This is a genomic window from Actinopolymorpha sp. NPDC004070 (assembly GCF_040610475.1).
Lineage (GTDB): Bacteria > Actinomycetota > Actinomycetes > Propionibacteriales > Actinopolymorphaceae > Actinopolymorpha.
This window is the reverse complement of sequence record NZ_JBEXMJ010000001.1, coordinates 728,997-753,448: the sequence shown is the minus strand read 5'-3', so window position 1 is coordinate 753,448 and position 24,452 is coordinate 728,997. Positions and strand designations below refer to the sequence as shown.

Below are 24,452 nucleotides of genomic sequence, written 5' to 3'. Positions count from 1 at the left end.
ACCTGCCCCGGCGGGGAGGGGGCGACCATGACCGGCAGGCTGGCACGCAGGTCATGGGAGGGTACGCCCGGATTCCGCAGGCTCATCCCGGCTCGCCCACCGCGGCGCGCCGGATCCGCCGTCGCGGTCGCGGGCGGGCCGGCCCACCGCGCCCGTAGCGCCGGACCCGGCCCGTCGGGAGCGCTCCTGCCCGACCTGGTGGGCATGGGCCTGCAGTCGGCTCAGGAAGCGGCGCGTGGTGCCGGATTCGCGAACCTCATCTCCCACGACGCGCTCGGCCGCGGCCGCCGGGAGATCCTGGACCGCTCCTGGCGGGTCTGCGGCCAGTCGCCGGCGCCGGGCCGGTGGGCCAGGGACTCCCCTGTCGACCTCGGCGCCGTGCGCCTGGGGGAACGCTCCCCCGCCGACGACTGAGCACGCCCTCGCCGCCCGCGTGGCCACTTCGGCCAACTTTCCGCCGGTCGCACGAAGCCGAGCGTGCCCAGCGGTCGGCGTACGAATGGCGACCACCGCCTCGCGCACGTCCGTGCGGCCACCGCGATTCGGGCAGAAGATCCAAACCGGACAGCGCGCTCGCCCAATTCCGCAACCTTGCAGGGTCTGGCGGCAAAGGTCAGGCCGGACTGAGCGCTGTGACAGTCCTTTGCCTGGTTCCGGGGCGAGTGTTACAAGGTATGGACCCTGCGTGATCGGAAGTGGCAGCGACCCCGAAAACGAGCAGACGACACCAGGCGATCGCCGCCCGGACCCTCGGCTCAGCCTGACACCACCCGCACCGCGAGGTAGGACCCACTGACGAGGGAGCGCGCCGTGCCACGCCAACGACCCCAGTTTCGGCGACCCGGCAACTGGCGTACCCGCCGGGCAGCGTCCGCCCGGGAGCGGCTGCGGGCCGAGCTGGACGAGCAGCGGATGCGTGAGGACGCGGCGGTGCGCACCGAGGGGGTCGAGCAACGCGTACAGAAGCTCGGGTTCGTCCTGCGGGCCACGATGCCGCGCACCGTGGCGCCGCTGGACTTCGAGGCCCAGAAGGAGCGGGTTCCGTTTCTCGACCTCGGCCCGGACGCCGTGCCGGCGCAGGTGCCCACCTGGGCCGACTTCGCGCCCCGGACCGGACGGCTGCGCCGGTTGCTCACCAGGGACGCCCACCGGCAGGCCGCGCAGGCGGCGGCGGAGCAGGAGTACACGAGCGCGCTGGAGCGCTACCGCGAGGAGGAGGCCGCCCGCCTGGCCCGGATCGAGGAGCGCGGCAGGGCACACCACGAAGCCAGCGGACCCGACCGGCGCCGCGTTCTCGCCCACAACGCCGGCATCGACCGATTCCGCGACCGGGTGCTGACCGGGGACCCGGAGGCGGTCTGCGACTACTTCACCAGGATCTTCGCGCCGTTCGCGTCCCGCCCGGCCGGTTTCCCGCGCGGTCACCGGTTCGGCTACGTGCCCGAGTCCCGGCTGCTGGTGGTGGAGTGGCGGCTTCCCGGCGTCGACGTGGTGCCTCGCGAACGGGAGTACCGCTACAACCCGGCCACGAAGTCGGTGGGCGTGCACCGGTGGCGGCCGATCTCCGAGGTACGCAAGGTGTACGAGGGCGTCTGCGCACAGTTGGCGATTCGGGCCGTGCACGTCGCCCTGTCAGCCGACCCGGCCGACCTGGTGCAGACCGTGGTCTTCAACGGCGTCGTCACTCCCGGCTCCGGCCACAGCCCCGAGCACAGCCCCGAGCATGGCCACGACCATCGCCCCGGGCACGCCGCGGACGGGCCCGCGGATCCGGAGGAACCGGTCTGCCTGATCAGCCTGAGCACCTCCCGGCGGCAGTTCGCGCGGCTTCCCCTGGACGACCTCGACGATCCGCTGGGTGAGATCCGCAGCCGGTTCGGCGCGCGGGTGTCGGCCTTCCCGGACGAGCTCAGCGCCGTCTCCCCCGTCCTGCCGTACGAACTGGCCGACCCCCACCTGTTCGTGGCCTCGAGCAAGGGACCAAACCTGCTGGCCACCACGCCGGAGGAGTTCGGCCGGCTGATGGAGCGGCTGCTGGAGCGGATGGGCTACCAGCTCACGCCGCTCCCCCAGGGCTCCGGCAGCTATCTGGCCCGGCGTACCACCGGAGGGCGGACCGAGCAGACCGTCGTCCAGGTGCAGCGGCGCGGCGGGACGATGGAGACCGCGGAGGTACGAGCACTGGGCTCGGCCGTGCGCCGCCGGCACGCCACCGAGGGCCTGCTGCTCACCACGTCCGGGCTCGAACCCCAGGCCTACGACTACGCGCACGGCCGGCCGCTGCGCCTGTACGCCGGGCGGAGCCTGCTGGCGCTCTGCCGAATCCACGGGTTGCCCGCCCGGATGGACCCCCCTGCCGCCACCGCAGTCGCGGCCACCGCCGACGGCCCGACCGGGAGCCAGGCCGCGAACGGGAGGGCCCACCCGGCCGCCGGGTCCAACGGCGCCGGGCCGGGACCCTCGCACCATCCGACCCGCAGGACTGGACCGCGCGCCACCGGGGACACGCACCCCGCGCCGAAGCCCTCGCCCCGCCCGCCGTCCTGACTACTCCGGTGACTCCGCCGACCCTGCCGACCCGGTCGACTCAGCCGACTCCGGCGGCTGGCGGCGGCCGAACGCCTCGTCCACCTCGTCGGCCTCCAACCCGGCCGCGCGCATCAGGTCGTGGGCGGCCGAACGGATCTGCGCCACCATCACGTTGCCGGAGAAGCCGGTCCCGACCGAGGCTGTGGCGAGCTCCACCGCGTCCACCAGTCCGCGCTGCGTGGCCCGGGTGTCCGCGCCCTTGGCGAGTTCGTTGCGCAGTGTGCGGGTCGCCTCCGCCAGCCGGCGAACACCCGCCGGCAGGCCCGGGTCGACCGGCTCGTCCTGCTGGATCGCCACCACTGCCCGGCGGGCCAGCACCCGTACGTTGCGTACGGCGTGGTCGAGGTGGTCGACCGCGTCGACGTACTGCATCAGGTGACCCCGGGTACGCCAGCGCACCGGGGCGATGCGGGCGATCTCGCTGCCGGCACCCACCGCGTCCCGCAACTCCCCGACCGGACCCTCGATCTTCCGGGCGCGGCGCAGCGTCTCCCGGGCGTGCTCGGCATCCCGGTCGGTCAGCACCGTGGCGATCTCGTCGAGGACCGCGGCGAGTTCGTCGAGCACGCGGTTGGCGGCCCGGCGGGCCAGCAGGATGGGGTTCATCGGCAGCAAGAGCGCGTTGACGACCAGGCCGACCGTGCCGCCGACCAGCGCGTCGACGAACCGCGCCGTCGGGGCCGGCGACGTCGCGGCCGCGCTCGCGGGCACCAGCGCGACGATCAGGATGGCCGACGCCGCGCCCTGGTTGACCAGGACGGGCCCGCCACCGGCGAGCACCGCGGTGCACATCGCGAGGAACACGACCAGGGCGATCTGCCACGCACCCCGCCCGATCACGCCGATCAGGAGTTCGGCGACGAGGACGCCGAGCGCCACGCCGAGCACGAGCTCCGCCGAGCGGCGCAGCCGCTGTCCGAGCGCCACGCCGAGGGACAGGACCGCGGCGATCGGGGCGAAGAACGGCTGCTGGTGGCCGATCAGCTTGGTGGCGATGGCCCAGGCGATCCCGGCCGCGGCGGCGGACTGGATGATCGGCACGAGGGCCTGGCGCAGGCGTCCGCCCCGGGCGCGCACTGACTCCCGCGAGCGCTGCGCCATCTCGCCGACGATGGTCTCCCCGCGCCGGACCATCCGCTCAGCCGGTCGCCGGCCGGAGCGGTCGGAGTGTTCGGACTGGTGGGAGTGGCCGGGCTGGACGGGCATCGTGGTGGCCGGTGAGCGAGGCGCTCAAAGGTAGAGGCCGGTCGAGTCGTCCTCGAGGCGTTCGGAGGCGACGGCATGGATGTCGCGCTCCCGCAACAGGACGTACGCCTCGGCACGGACCTCGATCTCCGCGCGCTCCTCCGGATCGAACAGCACCCGGTCGCCGACGACGATGGTGCGTACGTGCGGACCGATCGCCACCACCCGCGCCCAGGCCAGCCGCTTGCCCATCTGGGCGGTGGCCGGGATCACGATGCCCGCCGAGGAACGGCGCTCGCCGCTGTCGGAGTCCATCGAGACGAGGACCCGGTCGTGGAGCATGCGGATGGGCAGTTTCTCGGCCTTCAGCCGCGCGGCGTGGGAGTCAGTCACGTCATGAGAGATTACGGCGCTCCCCCTCGGCGACGCCAAGGGGGACGCCGAAGGAGACACCGAAGGGGGCGTGGTCACCACGTGATCGTCAGGTGATCGTCGCCAGGTCAGCTGCGCTTGCGGACGACGTAGCGGAGCAGGGTCAGTGCACCGACCGCGCCGGCCACGCCGCCGCCGATCGTGAGGAGCCGCTCGGTGCGCGGGCTCCCGTCGGGGTTGAGGACGAGGCTCTTGGCCTTGGCGGTGACCCGGGCGGCCAGCGCCTTGGGCTGCACCCGCGAGCTCAGCAGGTCGACGGTGTTGGCCAGCGAGTCGCGGGTCGCCGCGAGGTCGGCCTCGATCTGCGCCGCGGTGCGTGGGCCCGAATGGGCACTGCGGGAGCCGTTGCTGACAGCCCGCTGGTCAGGAAGCGCCGGTCTGGTCGAGTCGCTCACTGGTGGTCCTTTCCGATCACGTCGGCCCCGCGGTGGTTCCACCTGCAGATCTCCGATCCCCTACCGGAGATCATGCCAGTCTTCCAGATGGCTACCCCGCTCGCGCGACGTTGGCACGTACCGGGTCGAACCCGAACGGAAGCTCCAGCCGGTGCGCGGCCATCAGGCCGGCGTCGGCGAGCAGGTCGACCGTCGCCCCGTCGGCGACGATCGTGCCCTCGTCAAGGATCACCGCGCGGTCGCACAGCTGCAGCGCGTACGGCAGATCATGGGTGACCATGAGCACCGTGACGTCCAGGCCGGTGAGGATCTCGGCGAGCTCGCGGCGGCTGGCCGGGTCGAGGTTGCTGGACGGCTCGTCCAGGACGAGCACCGACGGCCGCATCGCCAGCACGGTCGCCACCGCCACCCGGCGCCGCTGCCCGAACGACAGGTGGTGCGGCGGGCGGTCGGCGTGGTCACTCATCCCCACCGCGGCCAGCGCCTCCACCACCCGGGTGGTGAGCTCGGCACCGCGCAGCCCGAGATTGGCCGGGCCGAACGCCACGTCGTCGCGGACCGTCGGCATGAACAACTGGTCGTCGGGGTCCTGGAACACCACGCCGACCCGGCGGCGTACCTCGGCCAGCGTCGGCTTGCCCACCAGCAGCCCGTCGACGTGCACCGATCCCCGGCCGGCCTCGAGGATGCCGTTCAGGTGGTGCACCAGCGTGGTCTTGCCCGCGCCGTTGGGGCCGAGCAGGGCGACCCGCTCACCGGCGTGCACGGTGAGGTCGACGCCGTACAACGCCTGGTGGCCGTCGGGATAGGCGAACGCCAGTCCGCTGACCGCCAGGACCGGCTGGGCGGCCGGGTGCGTCGCCGGTTGGCTCGCCCGGGGTGTCGTCGTCACGCGGTCCACCATGCCCCAACCGCCAGGAGAAGAGCGCACAGCGGTAGCACCGCGACCGCGGCCCACGCGGCCCGCGGGGTGCGCTCCTCGGACAGGACGGGCAGGGCGCCGGCGTACCCCCGGGACAGCATCGCCAGGTGCACCCGCTCGCCGCGTTCGTAGGAACGGATGAACAGCGTGCCGGCCGACCGGGCCAGGACCGGCCAGGACCGGATCCCGCGCGGGTCGAAGCCGCGGGCCGCCCGGGCGATCCGCATCCGGCCCAGCTGACCGGTGATCACGTCGAGGTAGCGCACCATGAACGTCGCGATCTGGACCAGCTGGTTGGGCAGCCGCAGCCGCTGCAGCCCCGCCAGCAGGTCGCGCTGGTCGGTGGTGGCGGCCAGCAGGATCGAGCCGACGACGCCAAGAGTCGCCTTGGCCAGGACGTTCCACGCCGACCACAGGCCGGATTGGGAGAGTGCCAGGCCGGCCACGTCCACCCGCGGCCCCTGGGCGATGAACGGCAGGAGTACGGCGAACACGATCACCGGCGTCTCCACCACGACCCGCCGGGCCAGGAAGCCGAGCGGCACCCGGGCGACGGCGGCGACCGCGAGCAGCAGGACGGCGTATCCGGCGAACGCCCAGAAGGCGGTACGCGGCGTGGCCACCACCAGCAGGACGAAGGTCACCAGGGCGACGAGCTTGCAGTGCGCGGGCAACCGGTGCACCGGCGAGTAGCCGTGCAGGTGAAGCAGGTGGGTGTGGCCCGAGGCCACGTCACTGCCTCCTGTCGGGAGCGGCGGACGCGTCCTGCGCGGCGGCCATGGTGGCGGAGGGAGCGCCGTGGTCGTCGTTGTGGTCACCGTCATGGTCGCCGCCATGGTCGCCGCGGCGGTCGCGGCGGCGGACGGCGAGCGCGACTCCGGTGCCCAGCGCCAGCACGATGGCCACGCCGGCGACCCCGGCGACCGCGGTGGAGGCCCGGCCGTCGGTGATGCCGCGGACGCCGTAGCCGGCAAACGGGGAGTGCCGCGTCGGGCTGTCCTTCGCGGTGGAGGCGAAGCCGTGGTCCTCGGCGACCTTGTTCAGCCCGTCCGGGCTGGCCGAGGCGTAGTAGCTGACCCCACCCGCGAGGGCGAGTACGACCAGCAGCCCCACCACCACGATCACCCGGGTGCGGGGTCCCCGCCTTCCGGTCTCCCCGGCGGGAGCCCGGTCCTCTGGCCGGCCCTCGGGCCTGTCCTCGGGCCTGCTCATGCCGACCGGTCTCCCTTCGTGACGAGCGGGCGGGGTTTTCGCACGGTGAGTTCGCGGGCCGCGATCAGCGGGCGGGCGCCGTGGACCAGGTCCGGGCGCACCGCGATGACGCTGCCGACCGTGAGGGCGGTGATGGCCGCCTCACCGAGCCCGATCAGCACGTGCCAGCCCACCATGGCGGCGAAGACGGCCTTGAGCGAGATGTCGGCGGTGCCCCCCACGGCGTACAGGCCGACGAAGCACAGCGCGGCCACCGGCACCGAGACCAGCGCGGCGACGAACGCCGCCGGTGCCGCCGAGGCCGGTCGCCTCGGCAGGAACCGCAGCGTGAGCCGGAACAACGCCCAGCCGACCACCACGGTGACGACGCCCATCAGCGTGATGTTGGTGCCGAGCGCGGTGATGCCGCCGTCGGCGAAGAACAGCCCCTGGACGAGCAGGACGACGGTCATGCACAGAACCGCCGTCCACGGTCCGACGAGTATCGCGGCCAGCGCACCTCCGAGCAGGTGCCCGCTGGTGCCGGCGCCGACCGGGAAGTTGAGCATCTGGACGGCGAACACGAACGCGGCGACCAGCCCGGTGAGCGGCGCGGTCTTGTCGTCCAGCTCGCGCCGCGCGCGCCGCAGGGAGACCGCCACCGCGGTCGCGGCGACGGCGCCGGTGGCGATCGACGTCGGCGCGTCCAGAAAACCGTCGGGCACGTGCACCGGTTCCTCCTCGCGGCTGGGAGATGATGAGGCAACCTGCCGGCCCCTGAGTTGCGCCTCGTATTCTTACATGCGAATTATTTGCAACTAGCTCCGGCAGGTCGATCCGTACGCCGACCAGGAGGACCAGTGGCACCCACTCCCCGACTCAACCCCGGCGACACCGCGCCCGACTTCACCCTCGACGACACCGACGGCAAGCCGGTCACGCTGTCGGGCCTGCGCGGGCAGAAGGTGATCGTGTACGCCTACCCCGCCGCGATGACCCCCGGCTGCACCACCCAGGCCTGCGACTTCCGCGACTCCCTGCAGTCGCTCGCGGCCGCCGGCTACACCGTGCTCGGCATCTCCCCGGACTCCCCGGCCAAGCTGGCGAAGTTCGTGGCGAAAGAGGGCCTGACCTTCCCGCTGTTGTCCGATCCGGACAAGTCCATGCTGCAGGCGTGGGGGGCGTACGGCGAGAAGCAGTCGTACGGCCGCACCATCACCGGTGTGATCCGCTCGACCTTCGTCGTCGACGAGGAGGGCCGGATCGAGATCGCGCAGTACGCCGTCAAGGCGACCGGCCACGTGGCCCGGCTGCGACGCGAACTCGGAGTGTGAGGCCTGCCCGGCCCACCCGTGGCCGGCCCGTAGACTGGGCCGCCGCGGGTGGACCGGCAGGCGAGAGTGGCGGAATTGGCAGACGCGCCGGACTTAGGATCCGGTGCCTTTGGGCGTGAGGGTTCGAGTCCCTTCTCTCGCACCAGCAGGCACGGGTTCGCCCGCGGCCGCCTCACCGTCGTCCGGGTCCCCGTCGCACCAGTCGTCCCGGTCCCCGTCGTACTCGTCGTGTCCTCGTTCCGCTGTGTGCGCACGTGCGTACCGGCCCTGGCTCGCGTGGAGAAGTCCCAGTGAAGCTCTCGATCCTCGTCCCCGTGTACAACGAGGCGGCGACGTTCGACCTGGTCCGCAAGCGGATCCTCGACGTCGACTATCCCTGTGACGTCGAGGTCGTCGTGGTCGACGACGGCAGCACCGACGGCACCGCAGACCTGCTCGCCGCGGTGGACGACCCGCGGGTGGTGATCCACCGCCACGAGGTGAACCGCGGCAAGGGCGCGGCCATCGCGACCGCGGCGCAGATCGCGACCGGGACTCACCTGACGATCTGCGACGCCGACCTGGAGTACGACCCGGACGACATCCCGAAGCTGCTTCGCCCGGTGATCGACGGGGAGGCCGAGGTCGTCTACGGCACACGGACGTTCAGCAGCCACACGTCGTTCTCGTTCTGGTTCGTGCTCGGCAACCGGGCCGTGACGACGTTCGCGAACGTGTTGTTCAACTGCTACATCCGCGACCTGGAGACCTGCTTCAAGCTGATGCCGCTGGAGCTCTACCGCCGGCTCGGCATCCGCTCCGCCGGCTTCGGCATGGAGGCCGAGGTCACCGGCAAGCTGCTGCGCGCCGGCTACCGGCCGTACGAGGTGCCGATCTCCTACACCGCCCGCAGCCGCGCGGAGGGCAAGAAGCTCACCTGGCGGGACGGCGTCGAGGCGCTGTGGATCCTGCTCCGCATCCGCGCTGGTGTCGACCGCGTGGGCGACGGACGGGCCCGCCGCTAGCGTCCGGCCCCCTCACCGCCGCAGGCCGGGTCGGGCAGGTGGACCGCGAGCAGCGGGACCAGCTCGCGCAGCGCCCGGCCGCGGTGGCTCACGGCGTCCTTCTCCTCCGCCGACATCTGGGCGAACGTGCGGGTGCCGCCCTCCGGCACGAACAGCGGGTCGTAGCCGAACCCGCCGTCGGCCCGCGGCTCGGTGGCGATGGCGCCGGCGACCCGGCCCTCGACGACGTGCTCCTGGCCACCTGGCAGGACCAGCGCCACGCAGGCGACGAACGCCGCGCCCCGGCGTTCGGCCGGCACGTCGGCCAGCTGGGCCAGGAGCAACGCGTTGTTGCGGGCGTCGTCCTTGTCCACGCCCGACCACCGGGCCGACAGCACCCCCGGCATACCGTTCAGCGCGTCGACGCACAGGCCGCTGTCGTCGGCGATCGCGGGCAGCCCCGAATGCTCGAAGGCCGCACGGGCCTTCAGCAATGCGTTGCCGGCGAAGGTGGCTTCGGTCTCGGCGGGCTCGTCGTAGGAGTCCACGTCGTCCAGGCTGAGCACCTCGACGTCGGGCAGCTGCGGGCGCAGGATCCGGTCGAGCTCGGCGAGCTTCTTGCGGTTGTGCGTGGCCAGCACGACCTGCCGCCGCATGCCCGTCCCCATCGCCGTCATCGGCTCACCGGGCTGATCCGGCCGGCAGGTCGACGGCGAGCGCCTCGGACTGGGCGCGGGTGAGCTCGGCGCACCCGATGGCCGACAGCTCCAGCAGCCCGTCGAGCAGCTTGCGGTCGAACGGCTCCCGCTCGGCCGTGCCCTGCACCTCGACGTAGCGCCCGTCACCGGTCATCACGACGTTCATGTCGGTGTCGGCGCGGACGTCCTCCTCGTAACACAGGTCGAGCATCGGCACACCGCCCACGACCCCGACCGAGACCGCGCTCACCGAGTCGATCAGCGCGCGCCCCTTCAGCGCACCTTTGCGCTCCAGGTGCCGCACGGCGTCGACCAGGGCGACGTAGGCCCCGGTGATCGCGGCGGTCCGGGTGCCGCCGTCCGCCTGGAGCACGTCGCAGTCGAGCACGATGGTGTTCTCACCCAGGGCGGCGTGGTCGATCACTGCCCGCAGGGAACGCCCGACCAGGCGGGAGATCTCCATCGTGCGGCCGCCGATCTTGCCCTTGACCGACTCGCGCGCGCTGCGGGTGTTGGTCGAGCGGGGCAGCATGGCGTATTCGGCGGTGACCCAGCCCTCGCCGGAGTCGCGCCGCCAGCGCGGCACGCCCTCGGTGACGCTGGCCGCGCACAGCACCCTGGTGCGCCCGAACTCGACCAGGACCGAACCCTCGGCGTGGTCGAGCCAGCCACGGGTGATCGAGACCGGTCGTAACTGCTCGGCGGCCCGGCCGTCCACTCTCGTCATGCTCGTCATGGGCCGACCCTACCGATCCGCGCCGACACTCATCGCGGGCCGCGGTGCCGGCGCTCCCAGGTGCCCTCAGATGTCGTACACCGCGCCCGGCCTGGCCAGCTCCAGCGGGCCGGGGTAGACGGCACGGGCGTCGGCGAGCATCCGCTGCCCGTCGTACCACGGCGGGACGTGCGTCAGCACCAACCTCCCCGCGCCGGCCGCCTGGGCGTACTCCCCCGCCTGCCGCCCGGTGAGGTGAAGGTCGGGCGGATTGTCCGCACCGTGCAGGAACGTCGCCTCGCTGAGCAGGAGGTCCGCGCCGGCCGCCAGCGCTGCGAGCTCGGGGTTGGGCCCGGTGTCGCCGGTGTAGGCCAGCGACCGGCCTTCGTGGTCCAGCCGGACGGCGTAGGCCTCGACCGGATGCCGCGCCGGCGCCACCGACACCACGAACGGTCCGATCTTGGTCGGCTCGACGTCCACCCAGGCGCGGAAGTCGAAGACATCCCGCATGCCGGGGTCCAGCGGCAGGCCGTACATCGCGGCCAGCCGGTCGGCGGTGCCGTAGGGTCCGTAGACCGGAACCCGGCCGCGCCGGCCGCGCGGGTGGTAGCGGCTCGCGACGTAGTAGGAGCACAGGTCCACGCAGTGGTCCGGGTGCAGGTGGCTCACCCCCACCGCGTCCACGTCGTAGTCGGGGACGTACCGCTGCAGGGCACCGAACGCGCCGTTGCCCAGGTCCAGGACGAGCCGGAACGTACGCCCCTCGTGCGGCGCCTCGACGAGGTAACCGGACGCGGGCGAGCCCGGCCCGGGAAACGAACCCGAACACCCCAGAACGGTGAGCCTCACGCCATCTCCTCCACGAACGTGATCTCCGGCCCCAGGAAGCGCCCCCCGATCTGCATGAAGGCGTCCGGGTCGCCGGTGGTGAGGAACCGGTGCCGCGGTGGCGCCAGCGCGGGGCTGCGTTCCCCTCCGCCGCGCACCAGCCGCGCGTAGACGTCCTTCGCGGTCTCCTCCGCGCTGGACACCAGCGTGACCTCCGGTCCCATGACGTACGAGATCACGCCCGTGAGCAGGGGGTAGTGCGTGCAGCCGAGGACGAGCGTGTCGATTCCGGCCTTGGTCAGCGGGTCGAGGTAGTCGTGCGCCACGGCCAGCAGCTCCGGGCCGGCCGTGAGTCCACGTTCGACGAACTCCACGAACCGCGGGCAGGCCTGGGTGTGCAGGTTGATGTGCGGGGCGGCCGCGAACGCGTCGTCGTAGGCCAGCGACGTCGCGGTCGCCCGGGTGCAGATCACCCCCACCTCACCGGACCGGGTGGCCGCCACCGCCCGCCGGGCCGCCGGGAAGATCACCTCGACGACGGGAACGGAGTAGCGCTCGCGGGCGTCGCGGAGCACGGCGGCGCTGGCGGAGTTACAGGCGATGACGAGCAGCTTGACGCCCTGGTCGACGAGGTGGTCCAGGCACTCCAGGGCGTATTTGCGTACGTCGGCGATGCTCTTCTGGCCGTAGGGATACCGCGCGGTGTCGGCGAGATAGAGCACGGGTTCGTGCGGGAGCTGGTCGAGCAGGGCGCGGGCCACGGTGAGCCCGCCGAACCCCGAGTCGAAGATCCCGATCGGCGCATCTGACACGGCCGTCAGCCTACGGGGCCAACCCGACAGGCGTTCGAAGAGTGACCGGAGGTGTGACGTGAGTACCAGGCTGCGTACGGTGACCTGCACGGAGGTGGAGACGGGTGGGTCCGGCACCAAGGTGCGGCTCGCCCCCCGCGAGCGCGCACCCTGGTGCCGGACACACCCGACAGCACCCCACCATCAGCGTCACCGAGCACCGTCACGCCGGTCGGTCCGGCCCCCCTCCGGTCCTGCCGACGTGCTCCACCCCTGGCCTCCTGTGCTCGGCACCCCCTCCGGGTTTCCCCGCAGTCGCCGTCCCGGGCGCGTCATGTGGCAGACCCGCGAGACCGGTGGGTGGTTGCAGGCGGATTCGGGCAATTCTCGAAATTTCGGGTCCGAACGCTCTAGGGACGGCAGTCAAGCCGCATTCGCCCCGCGGTCCGGTCGCAGCCTCACGGGGCTCAGGCCCACAGCTGGCTGTCCAGGGACTCCTCGGCAGCGTCGAGCGTGCCTTCGTAGGCGCCGGTGGAGAGGTACTTCCAGCCGCCGTCGGCGATGATCACCACGATGTCGGCGCTCCGGCCGGCCTTGACCGCCTGGTGCGCCTGGGCGATCGCCGCGTGGAGTACGGCACCGGTGGAGATGCCGGCAAAGATCCCCTCCGCGTCGAGGAGTTCGCGCACCCGGCGCACCGCGTCCCGGGGCCCGACCGAGAAGCGGGAGTCGATCAGCTTCGCGTCGTACAGCTCCGGCACGAAGCCCTCGTCGATGTTGCGCAGGCCGTAGACCAGCTCGCCGTAGCGCGGCTCGGCGGCGACGATGGTGACGTCGGGCTTTCGCTCGTGGAAGAACCGGCCGACCCCCATCAGGGTCCCCGTGGTTCCGAGACCGGCCACCACGTGCGTGACGCTCGGCAGGTCGGCGAGAATCTCCGGCGCCGTCCCCTCGTAGTGGGCGAGGGCGTTGGCGGGGTTGCCGTACTGGTAGAGCATCACCCAGTCGGGGTGGTCCTCCGACAGCGCCTTGGCCACGCGGACGGCTTCGTTGGACCCGCCCGCGGCCGGGGAGGAGACGATCTCCGCGCCCCACATCCGCAGCAGTTGGCGCCGCTCCTCGGAGGTGTTCTCCGGCATCACGCAGACCAGGCGGTAGCCCTTGAGCTTGGCCGCCATCGCCAGCGAGATGCCGGTGTTGCCGGAGGTGGGTTCGAGGAGCGTGGCGCCGGGGCGGATCAGGCCGTCCTTCTCCGCCTGTTCGATCATCGCCAGGGCGGCGCGGTCCTTCACCGACCCGGTGGGGTTGCGGTCCTCGAGCTTCGCCCACAGGCGTACGTCGGGGCTCGGCGACAGGCGGGGCAACCCCACGAGCGGGGTCTGCCCGACCGAGTCCAGCAGTGACGCGAAACGCATCCGGTCTCCCGTCCGCTCAGCCGCCGGCGACCGCGGGCAGGACGGTGACGACGTCGCCGTCGGACACCGGGGCGTTCAGCCCGCCCCGGAACCGGACGTCCTCGTCGTTGACGTAGACGTTGACGAACTTGCGCAGGTCGTCGTTCTGGACCAGCCGGTCCTTCAGCCCGGAGTGGCGTGCCTCCAGGTCGTCGAACAGCTCGCTCAGGGTCGCTCCGGCGCCCTCCACGGTCTTCGCCCCACCGGTGTGGGGGCGCAGGATCGTCGGGATGCGGACCTCGATAGCCATCGGGCGTGCTCCTTCGGTCGTCTCTCGTCGCGAGGGTCTGGCTGACTGGACTGGGCTGACTGATCTGGCTGACAGGGCTGCACTACTGCTCGAGGCGAGGGCCGACCGGCGTACCGGCCGGAAATCCGCCGCCCGGATGCTCCAACACGCGCGTCGGCGCGGAGATTCCTCAGGGGTGCGAGGGAGGGAGCGCGCTTGGGGGGCTCAGGCGGGCGAACAGTCGTAGACCAGCGCCGGCGCCGAGTGGGCGAGCAGGAAGAGCTCCACGCCGCTCAGCTTACGGGCCGGACCGTGGCGCGGAGCCGCCCGGTTTCGCCCAGCGGGAACATCCGGGGCGAGCTGTCCTGAACCGGACGCCGGTCGGCCCTTCGGACGGACCCGCCGGGAGGTGGGACGACCGGGCTCCGCGGTCGGACTCAGGCGGTGCGGTCGGGCTCAGGCGGTGCGGTCGGGCTCAGGCGGTGCGGTCGGGCTCAGGCGGTGCGGTCGGGCTCAGGGTCGCGGTCGGGCTCAGGCGGTGCGGTCGGGCTCAGGCGGTGCGGTCGGGCTCAGGGTCGCGGTCGTACGCCGGAACCACCCGAACCTCCTCCTCGGTGACCTGCCCGTCCACGATGCGGTACGACCGGAACTCCACCGGGCCCGCCTCCGACCCGCACTCCCGGGTCGAGACCAGCACGTAGTGCGCCTGCGGCTCCGAGGCGTAGCCGATGTCGGTACGGGACGGGTAGGCCTCGGTGGCGGTGTGCGAGTGGTAGATCACCACCGGTTCCTCGTCCCGGTCGTCCATGTCCCGCCAGACCCGGAACTGTTCCTGCGGGTCGAACTGGAAGAACGTCGGGGAGCGCTCGGCGTTGGTCATCGCCACGTAACGCTCGGGCCGGTCGGACCCGATCGGTCCGGCGACGACGCCGCAGGCCTCGTCGGGGTGGTCGGCACGCGCATGGGCGACGATCGCGTCGCGGGTCGCCTGGTCGATCGTGAGCACGGGCCCGAGCCTACCCAGCGCCCGCCGAGGCCGGCCGGTCAGCACGGGCCGGTCGGGACAGGCCGAGCACGCGCCCGGGTCGGCCCAGGGCGGTCACCAGAGGGCGGAGACGAGGGACTCCTGCAGCCAGCCGAGCCAGACATACACGCCGTACACCTGCCGCCGGCGGTCCTCCTCCGGCAGCGACGCCCAGCGGTCCTCGTCGTCCTCCTCCACCCCGAGCCGGGTGCCGAGGGCGAGCCGCAGGTCGGTGAGAGTACGCAGCCAGCACTGCGCCTCCTCGGCGTTCAGCGAGACCGTCACCTGGTCGGAGTACTCCGGGTCGCCCAGCGACTCGAGCACCGTCTCGGCACTCTTCACCTTGCCGTCGCGCAGGCCGTACTCGGTGAACCGCCGGAAGTCGCCGGCCGCCTCCTCGTCGTCGGCGTAGGCGGTGGGGAACAGCCGGGCGAGCACCTCGTCCTCGGGCGGCTCGGTCGAGCCGAGGTGCCCGACCAGCGCCGCGAGGGAGTCCTCCGGCGGCGGCGCCGCGATGGGCGTCTCGCTGCGCACCAGTTCGACCAGCTCGCCGATCAGGCCGCGGACGAGCTGCACCTCCTCGGCCGCGAGGGTCGCGGTGATCACCCCGCGGCGGGACCGGAAGCCACTGGTCATACGTTTCCGCTCTTTCCGTCGCCGCCCTTGCCGCTCTTCTCCAGGGTGGCCCACAGGCCGTAGGAGTGCATGGCCTCGACGTCGCGTTCCATCTCCTCGCGCGTACCGCTGGACACGACGGCCTTCCCACGCTTGTGGACGTCCATCATGAGCTTCTCGGCCTTCTTGCGCGGGTAGCTGAAGTAGGTCTGGAAGACGTAGGTGACGTACGACATGAGGTTGATCGGGTCGTTCCAGACGATCGTGATCCACGGCGTGTCCGGAAGGACGACGTCGTCGGTCTCGGGGCGTTCGAGTTCCACGGGTGCGGTACCGCTCACAGGTCCCATCGTGGCATCCGGTGGCCGGACCGTTCGGCACGCACCCCCAGAAAATCGTGCAGTCCGCCACCGAACAACAGATGCCCTAGGCTTCGGCCCATGGACGCGGCGCCCGAGGCCTTTCCTCCCGCAGTGCCCACCGGGTCGGAGACCGGGTCGGACACCGGGTCGGACACAGGGCCGACCACCGCACTGCTCACCGACCAGTACGAACTCACCATGCTGCGCGCCGCGCTCGCCGACGGCACCGCGCACCGGCGGGCCGTGTTCGAGGTCTTCGCCCGCCGGCTGCCCCACGGTCGGCGTTACGGCGTGGTCGCCGGCAATGGCCGGTTGCTGGACGCGCTGGAGCGGTTCAGCTTCGACGAGGAGACGGTCGCCTTCCTGCGCGGGCGGGGGATCGTGGACGTCACCACCGCGGACTGGCTGCGCGACTATCGCTTCCGGGGAAACATCTGGGGCTACGCCGAGGGCGAGTGCTACTTCCCCGGCTCCCCGATCCTGGTGGTCGAGGGGACCTTCGCCGAGGCGGTTCTGCTGGAGACGCTCGCCCTGTCCATCTACAACCACGACAGCGCGATCGCCTCGGCGGCCTCCCGGATGACTGCCGCCGCCGGCAGCCGCCCGATCGTGGAGATGGGATCCCGGCGTACGCACGAGTACGCGGCCGTGGCCTCGGCCCGGGCGGCCTACGTCGCGGGGTTCGCCAGCACCTCCAACCTCGCCGCCGGCCGCTGCTACGACCTGCCGACCGCTGGCACCAGCGCGCACGCGTTCACGCTGCTGCACGACTCCGAGGAGGAGGCGTTCGCCGCGCAGGTCGCGGCGCTCGGCGCCGACACCACGCTGCTGGTGGACACCTACGACGTACGGGAGGCGGTGCGGACCGCGGTCGAGGTGGCCGGTCCCGGCCTGGGCGCGGTCCGGATCGACTCCGGTGACCTCGCCGTCCTCGCCCACGACGTACGCGCCGAACTCGACGCGCTCGGCGCCACCGGCACCCGCATCCTGGTCAGCGGCGACCTGGACGAGTACGCCATCGCCGGCCTGGCCGCCGCACCTGTCGACATCTACGGCGTCGGCACGGCCCTCGTCGTCGGCAGCGGCTACCCCACCGCCGAACTCATCTACAAGCTGGTCGCCCGCTCCGAAGGCACCGAGGCCGATTCGCCGATGGAGGGCGTGGCCAAGCTGTCCACGGGGAAGCCCACCCACAAGGGGCGCAAGTGGGCGCACCGCCGGCTGGAGGACGGAACCGCCGTCGCCGAGGTGGTGTGCACACACCCCGAGTGCACGGTCGACGGCGGCCGGCAACTGCTGGTCCCCCTGGTCACCGACGGGAAGATCGTCGGCCGGGAGCCGATCGCCGCGGCCCGCGAGCGCCACCTGCGGTCCCGGGCGGAGCTGCCGCCGACCGCGTTGAAGCTGTCGCGGGGCGAGCCGGTGCTGCCGACGACGTACGACGAGCACGCGGCGCGGCACGAGCGGTCCGCGAACACCGAACACACGGGGCAGCTGGAGCAGACGGGGCACACCGGGCGCGAAGGAGGAGCACGATGAGCCGTGCGCTGATCGTCGTGGACGTGCAGAACGACTTCTGCGAGGGCGGCAGCCTCGCGGTGAAGGGCGGCGCGGAAGTCGCGTTCAAGCTGGGCGAGATCCTGCACACCTGGCAGGAGGCCGACCAGCGGGACAAGGCGTACGACTACGTGGTGGCCACGCGCGACCACCACGTCGACCCCGGGGCGCACTTCTCCGCGCAGCCGGACTACCGCGACTCCTGGCCGCCGCACTGCGTCGCCGGCACCGACGGCGCGGGGTTCCATCCCAACCTCGACCCGCAGCCCTTCGACGCGGTCTTCGACAAGGGCGAGCACTCCGCGGCGTACTCCGGCTTCGAGGGCAAGGCGAAGAACGGTGCCATGCTGGCCGACTGGCTGCGCGACCACGACGTCACCGAGATCGAGGTCGCCGGGCTGACCACCGAGTACTGCGTACGCCTCACCGCGATCGACGCGACCAAGCTGGGCATGTCCGCGCGCGTGCTGCTCGACCTCACCGCCGGCTTTTCCGCCGAGACCACCCGCGCCGCCCTGGATGAGATGCGTGCCGCGGGTTGTGAACTGGTGGGTATTCCGATCGTCCGGGAGTAGGCCCACGGCTGCCCGCACCGGTGCTCAGATCCGGACCCTGGCCAGCTCGGCGTCGGTGAGTTCCTCCAGCCGGGCACGCAGCCGGGCCGGGGTGAGGGGGAGTTCGCGTACCCGGATCCCCACCGCGTCGTCGACCGCGTTGGCCAGCACGGCCGGGGTAGGCGGGGTGGACGCCTCGCCGGCGCCGAGGGGCGGCAGGCCGGGCCGGTCGAGGAGTACGACCTCCAGCTCGGGCACGTCGGCGAACCGCAGCACCGGGTACGACGTCCAGTCCAGGCTCTCCACCCCGTCGGGGCCGTGGCGCACCTGCTCGTACAACGCGCGGCTCAGCCCCTGCAGCACGCCGCCCTCCAGCTGGTTGCGCAGCCCGTCGGGATTGACCACCACGCCGGCGTCGCAGGCGACCACGACCCGGCGGACCGCGACCGCGCCGGTGGCGGCGTCGACGTCGACCTCGGCCACCTGGGCGACGTAGGCCTTGCTGCCCTTGTACCTCGTCACCGCCACGCCCTGGCCACGCCCGCTCGGCCCCACCCGTTCCCGCCAGCCGGCGTGCGCGGCGGCCGCCTCCAGCACCGCCCGGGCCCGCTCGTCACGCAGGTGGGCGAGCCGGAACGCCACCGGGTCGGCGCCCGCCGCCTCGGCCAGCTCGTCCATGAACGACTCGATGGCGAAGGTGTTGAAGTAGCCGCCGAGAGAGCGCAACGCCGACGTACGCAGCGGTCCCGGGGCGTACTCGCCCACGATGTCGCGGGCACCGAGCTCGTACAGCGGCTCGGCACTGCGTACCCCGCCCTCGCCGCCGCCCGACCACGGCCTGGGCCGGGGGTCCGCGCGCAGCCAGGACACCACCAGCCGGTCGCCGGTTCCGTGCGGGCGGGCGGTGTGCGCGTCGGTGCGGATGCGGTGCCGCCAGCCGGTGACCCGGCCGTCCGCGTCCAGACTCGCCGCCAGGTCGGCCGACATCGGCGGGCCGTACGGTTCCCAGCCGAACTCGTCCTGCACGGCGTACTGGAACCGCACCGGCCGGCCGGGCACGGCGCGCGCGGCGGCCACCGCGAACCCGGCGGCGTCGTCGGCGCCGTTGTGGCCGTAACAGCCGGGGCCGTCCACGTGCCGGACGGTCAGCGCGTCCTCGGGCAGGCCGAACGCGGCGGCGAGTTCGCGACGCAGCGGGTAGACGCCCTGGCTGTGGGTCCACACCGTGGTGCGGTCCGGCTCGACCAGCGCCACGGCACTCGACGGGGCCACGGAGGCGTGCGCCTCGTACGGCTTGGCGTAGGAGGCCCGCACCACCCGCCCCGACGTCAGTGCCTGCTCCACTCCGGGCTCCTCGACGACGGATGCGCGCACGGGTGCTTCGGTCCGGGCGGCCGGTCCGGTGCCGGGGTCGGACGGCTGTTCCCAGCGAGTCGTACGGGCGAGCCGGCGCACCGCCCTGACCGCGGCGTCCTCCCGGGTGGCCACCACGAGCAGCAGCCGGCTGTCGTGCACGACCGCCTCCACCCCGGGCAGGTCCTTCGCGGCCGAGAGGTCGACGGCGGCCGGCCGGGCGTCCTCGCGCGGCGGCAGCAGCGCGCGGGCGTACAGCATGCCGGGCAGGGTGAGGTCGTGGACGTACGCGGGTGCGCCGGTCAGCTTGGCCGGCAGGTCGCTGCGCGGTGCGGCCTCCCCCACCGGACCGCCCTCCCATCGGGGCAGGTCGTCCGGCCGGATGGGGCCGGTGGGCGGGCTGCCGTCCCCCGCGTCCTCCGCCTCGGCCGCCAGCCTGCGGTACGCCACGGCGGCCCGGGCCAGTGCCGTTCCCCCGGCCTCCAGGGAGTTGCTGCCCGCGGTGTAACCCTCGTCGGGTGTGCCGTCGGTGGCGGCCGAGCGGACGACGAGGCGTTCCAGCGGTACGCCGAGTTCGGCCGCGACGATCTGGGCCAGCGCGGTGCGTACGCCCTGACCCAGCTCGGCCCGTCCGCTGCGGACCTCGATCCGGCCGTCGGGCAGGGGGCGCAGCCAGTCCTCGACGTTCGGCGCCGTCGCCAGCGCACCGGGCAGTGGCTCGGCCGGGCGGTCATGCTCCGCGGGCACCTCCTCCGACGCAACGCCAGGAACCTCGTCCGTGCCCTCGGTGGGAACCTCCTCCGCCCGGTCCGCGCGGAGGTCGGCGGCCACCTCCGGCGCGTCCCGACCGCCCGGGCCGTCGTCCATCCGGATCGGCGGGCGCGGCGAGGGCTGCTCGTGTCCGGCGAGCTCGCGGACGGCGCGCAGGATCCGGTGGTGGGTGCCGCAGCGGCACAGGTGCTCGGCCAGTGCGACCTGGATCTCCTGCTCCGACAGGCGCGGCGAGCTGCCGGTGCCCGTGGGCGCCGCGCCGCCGGACGTCGCGCCGCCGGACGCCGCGCCGCCGGACGCCGCGCCGTCGGGCGCCGCGCCGCCGAGGAGAGCCGCGGTGGACATGATGATGCCGTTCAGGCAATAGCCACACTGCGCCGCCTGCCGGTCGAGGAACGCCTGCTGGATCGGATGCGGGCGGTCGGGAGTACCCAGTCCCTCCGGGGTGGTGACCCGCCGGCCGGCCACCGCGGACAGCGGAAGCTGACAGGAGCGTTCGGCGCGTCCGTCGACGAGGACGACGCACGCCCCGCACTCACCGATCGCGCAGCCCTGGCGTACGCCGCGCAGGCCGAGGTCGTTGCGCAGCACAGTGACCAGCGGAGTCTCCGGGTCGAGGTCGAGGTCGGTGGGCGCGTCGTTGACAACCGTCGAGATCGAGCCGGATTCGGTCACGGATGGGTTCCCTCTCCTACGTCACGCGTACGCACGGCAGCAGACCGTTCCATCCTGTCCGTCCTGCCCCGCGAACGCCACGTGCGTCCCACGCCGGCAGGAGGGCGGCGTTCAGCTCTCCCGCTCCGCGAGCGGCGCGCTGAACGCCAGCATGACCTCGGCGGTCCGTGCCGGGTCCTCCAGGATCGGCGTGTGCCCGAGACCGGACAACAGTTCGACCTTCGCCCCCGGAACGATCCGGTAGTCGGCGGCCGAGGACGAACGCCACCTGCGATCGTCCTCGCCGAAGATCACCAGCAGCGGCTTGCCGAGAACCTTCAGCCGATCGGGAAGGGTCCGTTCCATCACGTAGTCGCGCGGTGTTTGCATCAGTGCGGCGAACACCTGGAAGCTCGTACTCCGCAGTTCGGCCACGACCTCCTCCGTGACCTGCCGGCCCGAGCGGCCGAACCCGGTGCTCGCCAACTGCCGGATCTGCTCGTCGCTCGGCGGCCACTGCTCCGGTCCGAGCTCCGCGGAGGCCGGGGCGATGAAGGCGTCCATGCTCGGCCCGGTGTTGACGACCACGAGCGCGGTCACCAGGCCGGGCCGGCGCTCGGCGAGGGCGGTGGCGACCATGCCACCGCTGGAATGACCGACGACCGTGGCCCGGTCGATGCCGAGCCGGTCGAGAACCTCACCGACTCGCCGAGCCTGGTCCGGTAGCTCGTAGCTCGCGTCCTCCGGTTTGGCCGACCGGCCGCACCCGAGCAGGTCGATCCGAACGACCCGGTGGGATCGGGTCAGCAGGGGAACCAGCAGGTCCCACGAGCGCCCCGAGAAGGCAGTCCCGTGGATCAGCAGGAGTGCGGGGGCGTCACGCCGGCCGTCCTCGCACACGTGCAGGTCGCCGTCGCCCAGCGACACGGCGGTCTCGGCGGTCTCGGCGGTCTCGGCGGTCTTGGTGGTCTTGGTGGTCAGGTGCGGTTGCCCGTCAGGAAGAGTCATGAGCTCACTGTCGCCGCCGGAACGCACCGGCGGATTGAACGAATGTTCCTGCGGCGGCTCCTCGGTCGCGGCCCGATCCGCGGCAACCGGTCCTAGCATGTGGCCATGCGGTCCACCGTGCGCGGGCGCGGCGCCGTGGCCGCGCGGCACGCCGTCGCCGCGTGGGACGTCGCGTCTCCGAGGCGGCCCAGCCGGCTGCCCGGGGTCACCATGGCGGGCTTCGGTGTGCCCAGCATGGCGATGCCGGTCCGGATGATCCCGCACCCCGGCCTCACCCTGGTGCTGGACTTCGGTGCCGGTCGGCCGGTCGTGGACGGCACCACCGGGCGCCAACGAGGGAGTCTCGTGGCCGGGCTCGGATTCGGGTTCGGTGGTGTGGTGCTGGCACGCGGGGAGAACGTCGAGTGCGTCCAGGTACGCCTGTCCCCGCTGATCGCCCGGGCGGTTCTGGGTGTGTCCCCCGCAGACCTGGAGGGGACGGTGGTGGCTCTGGAGGACGTGTGGGGCCAGGAGGTGGAGCGGATCCGCGAACGACTGAGCCAGGTCTCCTCGTGGGAGGCTCGCTTCGCGGTGGCGGACGCGCTGCTCACCCACCGGCTCCGGGCGGGGTCGGCCGCGGGATCGTCGATGGACCCGGAAGTAGCCTGGGCCTGGCGCAGAATCGTCGCCGGCCGCGGTCTGGTCCGGGTCGAGGACCTGGCCGCCGAAGTCGGCTGGAGCCGCAAGCGGCTGTGGGCACGGTTCCGCTCGCAGGTCGGTCTGCGACCGAAGCTCGCCGCGAAGCTGGTTCGTTTCGACCATGCCGTCCACCGTCTGGTCGCGGGTGAGGGAGTGGCCGACGTCGCGGCCGGCGGTGGCTACGCCGACCAGTCCCACCTGCACCGTGACGTCGTCGCCTTGAGCGGAGAGACGCCGGGCACCGTGGTCGGTGAGCCGTTCCTCGCGGTGGACGACGTGGCCTGGCCGCGATCGCCGTCGGCCCGCCCGCCCCGGTTGTCAACGGGTCGTTGACAGGGATCCCGTAGCCGCCGCGATGTCACCGCGGGCCGAACCCCACCTCCCACACCAGCCGGCAGTGCCGTAGGTCGACCGACCCGCCGTGGTCGGCCAGCAGCGATGTCAACGGCTGCTTGACTTCGACGTACGTACGGGACACCGGAATCCCCTACCAGCTTGCGATACAGCTGCTCGGCGTCGTCGAAGCGTTCGGCGACGTCCAGCCACCAGCAGCCGATGAGCTCCACGTCCGCCTTCGAGTAAGCCGTCGAGGCAACTGCGCCCTCTGGTTCGGCCAACGCACGAGTCACCCAGGAGCGAACAGTCGCGTAGTCTCGCGCGGCGAGCGTTCGGAACTCCACGTTGCCGACACCGCGTTCGGCGGCGAGCTCGCCGGCCAACTCCACGACTCCCGGGTCGCGGTCGACACCGACGACGTGCCGGGCACCGGCGGCAAGACGACAGCTGTACGCGCCGTGGCCGCAGCCCACGTCCAGCACCGTCGCGTCCGGACGAAGGTGGGCGTGCACGAGCGCGTCGAAGAACGTCTCGCCGTTGCCCGCGCCGACCTGCGAACGCCAGGGATGGCTGAAGCCACGCGCCACCAGCCGGTCGTCGCGTTCCCACTCGGCCAGGTCGCCCGGGTAGCCGGTGAGGAACCCCGCCGAAGGAGCGGGCGGGGATTCTGCTCCGCGGCGGGCCGTCACCGGCCCAGCTGCCGGCGCTCCCGGATGCGGGCCAGCCGCCGTCGCTGCGACGGGTCGAGCATGAGGTAACCGGCGACCGGGGCCCCGACCACGGCCAGCACGATCAGGAGCGTCGCCCACCAGGGCAGCAGCATCCAGGCCACGAAGGCGACGCCCACTCCCCCGATGATCCACCACGCGCGATTCGACATCTCGTTCCCTTCGCCCCGTTGTCCGCCCACCCCGGCCACGACGCGGACCGTGGCCACCGGCTGCAGCACAGTGTTCCTGCCACAGTCATTGTCCGCCAGTCCCGGCCGGACCGGCGACCGTCCCACGTCGGGAGCGGCCCCGGGGTCAGCCGTGATCGCACCCGGCGCTCCCACCGTCAGGGCGAAACCGCGCGGCCAGTGCGATGCCGGGCGAAAACCGGATGCCGGACATCCACAGACTGTGGGGGCTTCTACTACTGAACGGCGGCCGGGCCGGCGGACTGCTCCAGCCGGCGCAGCAGGTGTGCCCTGGCCCGGTCGTCCGAGTGCCCGGCGCGCTCAGCCAGCCCGGCGGCGATCTCCTGGCGGTGCTCGGCCTGTTTGTTCCCCGCGTACTTGAACTTCGCGCGCACCCCGGTGACGGTGAGCTCCAGCACCCGCAGCCCCGGCAGCAGCCGCCGGTCGGCCTCGGTGGGGACGGGCACGCGGCCGGACCCGGGCTCGAAGTGGTCCAGCTGCCGGTTGAGGACGGTCGCCTTCTCGTCCGGGTCGTCAACGACCCGTGCGTCGCAGGCCAGCTGGACCGAGGCGTAGAACGACGTGGGCACGCCGTGTTCGGCCGGTGTCCCCGGCGGGGCCTGCCAGCGCGCCGGCGCGTACACGTAGTCGTCGACCACGGTGAGGAGCGCGCGCGGGTGTTCGGCCAGCGGCGCCCACACCGGGTTGGGCCGGGCCAGGTGCAGCCACACCGTCCGGTCGCCGTCGAAGACGAAGTGGGTGGGTACGACCACGGGCAGGTCACGGTTGCGGCCACCGGCGACCAGCTGGCCGAAGTCGTGCTCGGCCAGGAACCCGCGCCATTCGTCCTCGCCGGCCTCGTCCCACGGGTGGATCAGCATTGCGGGGTACCTCCG

27 protein-coding genes, 1 tRNA gene and 1 pseudogene are annotated in these 24,452 nt (G+C 72.6%); 8 read left to right on the top strand and 21 right to left on the bottom strand.

Annotated features, from left to right (window positions below; genetic code table 11):
• The first annotated feature begins 27 nt into the window (after positions 1–27).
• Positions 28–414 carry a PASTA domain-containing protein gene (locus tag ABZV93_RS03445; protein WP_354929594.1) on the top strand — a complete coding sequence of 129 codons (387 nt, stop codon included), beginning with the start codon at positions 28–30 and terminating at the stop codon, positions 412–414.
• 396 nt (positions 415–810) lie between these two features.
• A complete protein-coding gene (locus ABZV93_RS03440; RefSeq protein WP_354929591.1) occupies positions 811–2,547 on the top strand; it encodes a restriction endonuclease in 1,737 nt (578 codons plus the stop codon).
• Here ABZV93_RS03440 and ABZV93_RS03435 read toward each other — a convergent pair whose 3' ends face one another.
• The 7 genes from ABZV93_RS03435 to ABZV93_RS03405 all read right to left on the bottom strand — a co-directional run bounded on the left by ABZV93_RS03435 (position 2,548) and on the right by ABZV93_RS03405 (position 7,445).
• The gene (locus ABZV93_RS03435; protein ID WP_354929588.1) at positions 2,548–3,795 is read right to left on the bottom strand and encodes an FUSC family protein; all 1,248 of its coding nucleotides are present in this window, start codon (positions 3,793–3,795) and stop codon (positions 2,548–2,550) included.
• Positions 3,796–3,819: 24 nt separating this feature from the next.
• The gene (locus ABZV93_RS03430) at positions 3,820–4,116 is read right to left on the bottom strand and encodes a co-chaperone GroES (RefSeq protein WP_237768554.1); all 297 of its coding nucleotides are present in this window, start codon (positions 4,114–4,116) and stop codon (positions 3,820–3,822) included.
• Between the two features lie 158 nt (positions 4,117–4,274).
• Complete coding sequence (locus ABZV93_RS03425; RefSeq protein WP_354929585.1) at positions 4,275–4,601, bottom strand: DUF3618 domain-containing protein; 327 nt, start codon at positions 4,599–4,601, stop codon at positions 4,275–4,277.
• A gap of 91 nt (positions 4,602–4,692) precedes the next feature.
• Positions 4,693–5,493, bottom strand: coding sequence for an ABC transporter ATP-binding protein (locus tag ABZV93_RS03420; protein ID WP_354929582.1), 801 nt, complete (start codon positions 5,491–5,493; stop codon positions 4,693–4,695).
• The gene (gene cbiQ, locus ABZV93_RS03415) at positions 5,490–6,254 is read right to left on the bottom strand and encodes a cobalt ECF transporter T component CbiQ (protein ID WP_354929579.1); all 765 of its coding nucleotides are present in this window, start codon (positions 6,252–6,254) and stop codon (positions 5,490–5,492) included. Before cbiQ ends, ABZV93_RS03420 begins: the two co-directional genes overlap by 4 nt.
• 1 nt (position 6,255) lies before the next feature.
• Positions 6,256–6,735, bottom strand: coding sequence for a PDGLE domain-containing protein (locus tag ABZV93_RS03410; RefSeq protein ID WP_354929576.1), 480 nt, complete (start codon positions 6,733–6,735; stop codon positions 6,256–6,258).
• A complete protein-coding gene (locus ABZV93_RS03405) occupies positions 6,732–7,445 on the bottom strand; it encodes an energy-coupling factor ABC transporter permease (protein ID WP_354929573.1) in 714 nt (237 codons plus the stop codon). Before ABZV93_RS03405 ends, ABZV93_RS03410 begins: the two co-directional genes overlap by 4 nt.
• A 129-nt stretch (positions 7,446–7,574) precedes the next feature.
• On the opposite strand from ABZV93_RS03405, the gene bcp reads away from it, so the two are divergent.
• The 3 genes from bcp (at position 7,575) to ABZV93_RS03390 (ending at position 9,052) form a co-directional block, all read left to right on the top strand.
• Positions 7,575–8,048, top strand: coding sequence for a thioredoxin-dependent thiol peroxidase (gene bcp / locus ABZV93_RS03400; RefSeq protein ID WP_354929570.1), 474 nt, complete (start codon positions 7,575–7,577; stop codon positions 8,046–8,048).
• 60 nt (positions 8,049–8,108) lie between these two features.
• Positions 8,109–8,193 (top strand) — tRNA-Leu (locus ABZV93_RS03395).
• Positions 8,194–8,338: 145 nt separating this feature from the next.
• On the top strand, positions 8,339–9,052 hold the full coding sequence (locus tag ABZV93_RS03390; protein ID WP_354929567.1) for a glycosyltransferase family 2 protein: 714 nt from the start codon (positions 8,339–8,341) through the stop codon (positions 9,050–9,052).
• Here ABZV93_RS03390 and rdgB read toward each other — a convergent pair.
• The 9 genes from rdgB to clpS all read right to left on the bottom strand — a co-directional run bounded on the left by rdgB (position 9,049) and on the right by clpS (position 15,735).
• The gene (gene rdgB / locus ABZV93_RS03385) at positions 9,049–9,708 is read right to left on the bottom strand and encodes an RdgB/HAM1 family non-canonical purine NTP pyrophosphatase (protein ID WP_354929564.1); all 660 of its coding nucleotides are present in this window, start codon (positions 9,706–9,708) and stop codon (positions 9,049–9,051) included. The genes ABZV93_RS03390 and rdgB overlap by 4 nt on opposite strands.
• Positions 9,709–9,712: 4 nt before the next feature.
• The gene (rph, locus tag ABZV93_RS03380) at positions 9,713–10,465 is read right to left on the bottom strand and encodes a ribonuclease PH (protein WP_354929557.1); all 753 of its coding nucleotides are present in this window, start codon (positions 10,463–10,465) and stop codon (positions 9,713–9,715) included.
• A gap of 66 nt (positions 10,466–10,531) precedes the next feature.
• Complete coding sequence (locus ABZV93_RS03375; protein WP_354929554.1) at positions 10,532–11,293, bottom strand: MBL fold metallo-hydrolase; 762 nt, start codon at positions 11,291–11,293, stop codon at positions 10,532–10,534.
• Complete coding sequence (murI, locus tag ABZV93_RS03370; RefSeq protein ID WP_354929551.1) at positions 11,290–12,084, bottom strand: glutamate racemase; 795 nt, start codon at positions 12,082–12,084, stop codon at positions 11,290–11,292. Before murI ends, ABZV93_RS03375 begins: the two co-directional genes overlap by 4 nt.
• A 446-nt stretch (positions 12,085–12,530) precedes the next feature.
• Positions 12,531–13,478 carry a cysteine synthase gene (locus ABZV93_RS03365; RefSeq protein ID WP_354929548.1) on the bottom strand — a complete coding sequence of 316 codons (948 nt, stop codon included), beginning with the start codon at positions 13,476–13,478 and terminating at the stop codon, positions 12,531–12,533.
• 16 nt (positions 13,479–13,494) lie between these two features.
• Positions 13,495–13,767, bottom strand: a complete 273-nt coding sequence (locus ABZV93_RS03360) for a MoaD/ThiS family protein (protein WP_354929546.1) — start codon at positions 13,765–13,767, stop codon at positions 13,495–13,497.
• Between the two features lie 529 nt (positions 13,768–14,296).
• Positions 14,297–14,752 (bottom strand): M67 family metallopeptidase, encoded by a 456-nt coding sequence (locus tag ABZV93_RS03355; RefSeq protein WP_354929543.1) that lies wholly within the window; start codon positions 14,750–14,752, stop codon positions 14,297–14,299.
• Positions 14,753–14,845: 93 nt separating this feature from the next.
• Positions 14,846–15,406, bottom strand: a complete 561-nt coding sequence (locus tag ABZV93_RS03350) for a DUF2017 domain-containing protein (RefSeq protein WP_354929540.1) — start codon at positions 15,404–15,406, stop codon at positions 14,846–14,848.
• Positions 15,403–15,735 (bottom strand): ATP-dependent Clp protease adapter ClpS, encoded by a 333-nt coding sequence (gene clpS, locus ABZV93_RS03345; protein ID WP_354929537.1) that lies wholly within the window; start codon positions 15,733–15,735, stop codon positions 15,403–15,405. The genes ABZV93_RS03350 and clpS overlap by 4 nt, the downstream gene beginning before the upstream one ends.
• Before the next feature lie 90 nt (positions 15,736–15,825).
• On the opposite strand from clpS, the gene ABZV93_RS03340 reads away from it, so the two are divergent.
• Together ABZV93_RS03340 and ABZV93_RS03335 are read left to right on the top strand one after the other, a co-directional pair.
• On the top strand, positions 15,826–17,286 hold the full coding sequence (locus ABZV93_RS03340; RefSeq protein WP_354929534.1) for a nicotinate phosphoribosyltransferase: 1,461 nt from the start codon (positions 15,826–15,828) through the stop codon (positions 17,284–17,286).
• On the top strand, positions 17,283–17,879 hold the full coding sequence (locus tag ABZV93_RS03335) for an isochorismatase family protein (RefSeq protein ID WP_354929531.1): 597 nt from the start codon (positions 17,283–17,285) through the stop codon (positions 17,877–17,879). The genes ABZV93_RS03340 and ABZV93_RS03335 overlap by 4 nt, the downstream gene beginning before the upstream one ends.
• Positions 17,880–17,903: 24 nt before the next feature.
• On the opposite strand, the gene ABZV93_RS03330 is transcribed toward ABZV93_RS03335, so the two are convergent.
• Together ABZV93_RS03330 and ABZV93_RS03325 are read right to left on the bottom strand one after the other, a co-directional pair.
• Positions 17,904–20,657 carry a molybdopterin cofactor-binding domain-containing protein gene (locus tag ABZV93_RS03330; RefSeq protein WP_354929528.1) on the bottom strand — a complete coding sequence of 918 codons (2,754 nt, stop codon included), beginning with the start codon at positions 20,655–20,657 and terminating at the stop codon, positions 17,904–17,906.
• A gap of 111 nt (positions 20,658–20,768) precedes the next feature.
• Positions 20,769–21,644, bottom strand: a complete 876-nt coding sequence (locus tag ABZV93_RS03325; RefSeq protein WP_354929525.1) for an alpha/beta hydrolase — start codon at positions 21,642–21,644, stop codon at positions 20,769–20,771.
• 105 nt (positions 21,645–21,749) lie between these two features.
• Here ABZV93_RS03325 and ABZV93_RS03320 point away from each other — a divergent pair, with 105 nt between their 5' ends.
• Positions 21,750–22,655, top strand: a complete 906-nt coding sequence (locus tag ABZV93_RS03320; protein ID WP_354929522.1) for a helix-turn-helix domain-containing protein — start codon at positions 21,750–21,752, stop codon at positions 22,653–22,655.
• Positions 22,656–22,981: 326 nt separating this feature from the next.
• Here ABZV93_RS03320 and ABZV93_RS03315 read toward each other — a convergent pair.
• From ABZV93_RS03315 to ABZV93_RS03305, 3 genes and pseudogenes are all read right to left on the bottom strand, one after another.
• A pseudogene (locus tag ABZV93_RS03315) lies at positions 22,982–23,140 on the bottom strand (methyltransferase domain-containing protein); the annotation flags it as partial.
• Positions 23,141–23,343: 203 nt separating this feature from the next.
• Positions 23,344–23,538 (bottom strand): hypothetical protein, encoded by a 195-nt coding sequence (locus ABZV93_RS03310; protein WP_354929519.1) that lies wholly within the window; start codon positions 23,536–23,538, stop codon positions 23,344–23,346.
• A gap of 254 nt (positions 23,539–23,792) precedes the next feature.
• The gene (locus ABZV93_RS03305) at positions 23,793–24,437 is read right to left on the bottom strand and encodes an FMN-binding negative transcriptional regulator (protein WP_354929516.1); all 645 of its coding nucleotides are present in this window, start codon (positions 24,435–24,437) and stop codon (positions 23,793–23,795) included.
• Between the last annotated feature and the right edge of the window lie 15 nt (positions 24,438–24,452).

Excerpts from the sequence above, each read along its gene's own strand:
- ABZV93_RS03365 (WP_354929548.1), bottom strand. The coding sequence starts at position 13,478 with ATGCGTTTCGCGTCACTGCTGGACTCGGTCGGGCAGACCCCGCTCGTG.
- ABZV93_RS03430 (WP_237768554.1), bottom strand. The coding sequence starts at position 4,116 with ATGCTCCACGACCGGGTCCTCGTCTCGATGGACTCCGACAGCGGCGAG.
- rph (WP_354929557.1), bottom strand. The coding sequence starts at position 10,465 with ATGACGAGCATGACGAGAGTGGACGGCCGGGCCGCCGAGCAGTTACGA.
- ABZV93_RS03435 (WP_354929588.1), bottom strand. The coding sequence starts at position 3,795 with ATGCCCGTCCAGCCCGGCCACTCCCACCAGTCCGAACACTCCGACCGC.
- ABZV93_RS03320 (WP_354929522.1), top strand. The coding sequence starts at position 21,750 with ATGCGGTCCACCGTGCGCGGGCGCGGCGCCGTGGCCGCGCGGCACGCC.
- clpS (WP_354929537.1), bottom strand. The coding sequence starts at position 15,735 with ATGGGACCTGTGAGCGGTACCGCACCCGTGGAACTCGAACGCCCCGAG.
- ABZV93_RS03350 (WP_354929540.1), bottom strand. The coding sequence starts at position 15,406 with ATGACCAGTGGCTTCCGGTCCCGCCGCGGGGTGATCACCGCGACCCTC.
- ABZV93_RS03445 (WP_354929594.1), top strand. The coding sequence starts at position 28 with ATGACCGGCAGGCTGGCACGCAGGTCATGGGAGGGTACGCCCGGATTC.
- ABZV93_RS03410 (WP_354929576.1), bottom strand. The coding sequence starts at position 6,735 with ATGAGCAGGCCCGAGGACAGGCCCGAGGGCCGGCCAGAGGACCGGGCT.
- ABZV93_RS03360 (WP_354929546.1), bottom strand. The coding sequence starts at position 13,767 with ATGGCTATCGAGGTCCGCATCCCGACGATCCTGCGCCCCCACACCGGT.
- ABZV93_RS03340 (WP_354929534.1), top strand. The coding sequence starts at position 15,826 with ATGGACGCGGCGCCCGAGGCCTTTCCTCCCGCAGTGCCCACCGGGTCG.
- rdgB (WP_354929564.1), bottom strand. The coding sequence starts at position 9,708 with ATGACGGCGATGGGGACGGGCATGCGGCGGCAGGTCGTGCTGGCCACG.
- ABZV93_RS03325 (WP_354929525.1), bottom strand. The coding sequence starts at position 21,644 with ATGACTCTTCCTGACGGGCAACCGCACCTGACCACCAAGACCACCAAG.
- ABZV93_RS03305 (WP_354929516.1), bottom strand. The coding sequence starts at position 24,437 with ATGCTGATCCACCCGTGGGACGAGGCCGGCGAGGACGAATGGCGCGGG.
- ABZV93_RS03335 (WP_354929531.1), top strand. The coding sequence starts at position 17,283 with ATGAGCCGTGCGCTGATCGTCGTGGACGTGCAGAACGACTTCTGCGAG.
- ABZV93_RS03310 (WP_354929519.1), bottom strand. The coding sequence starts at position 23,538 with ATGTCGAATCGCGCGTGGTGGATCATCGGGGGAGTGGGCGTCGCCTTC.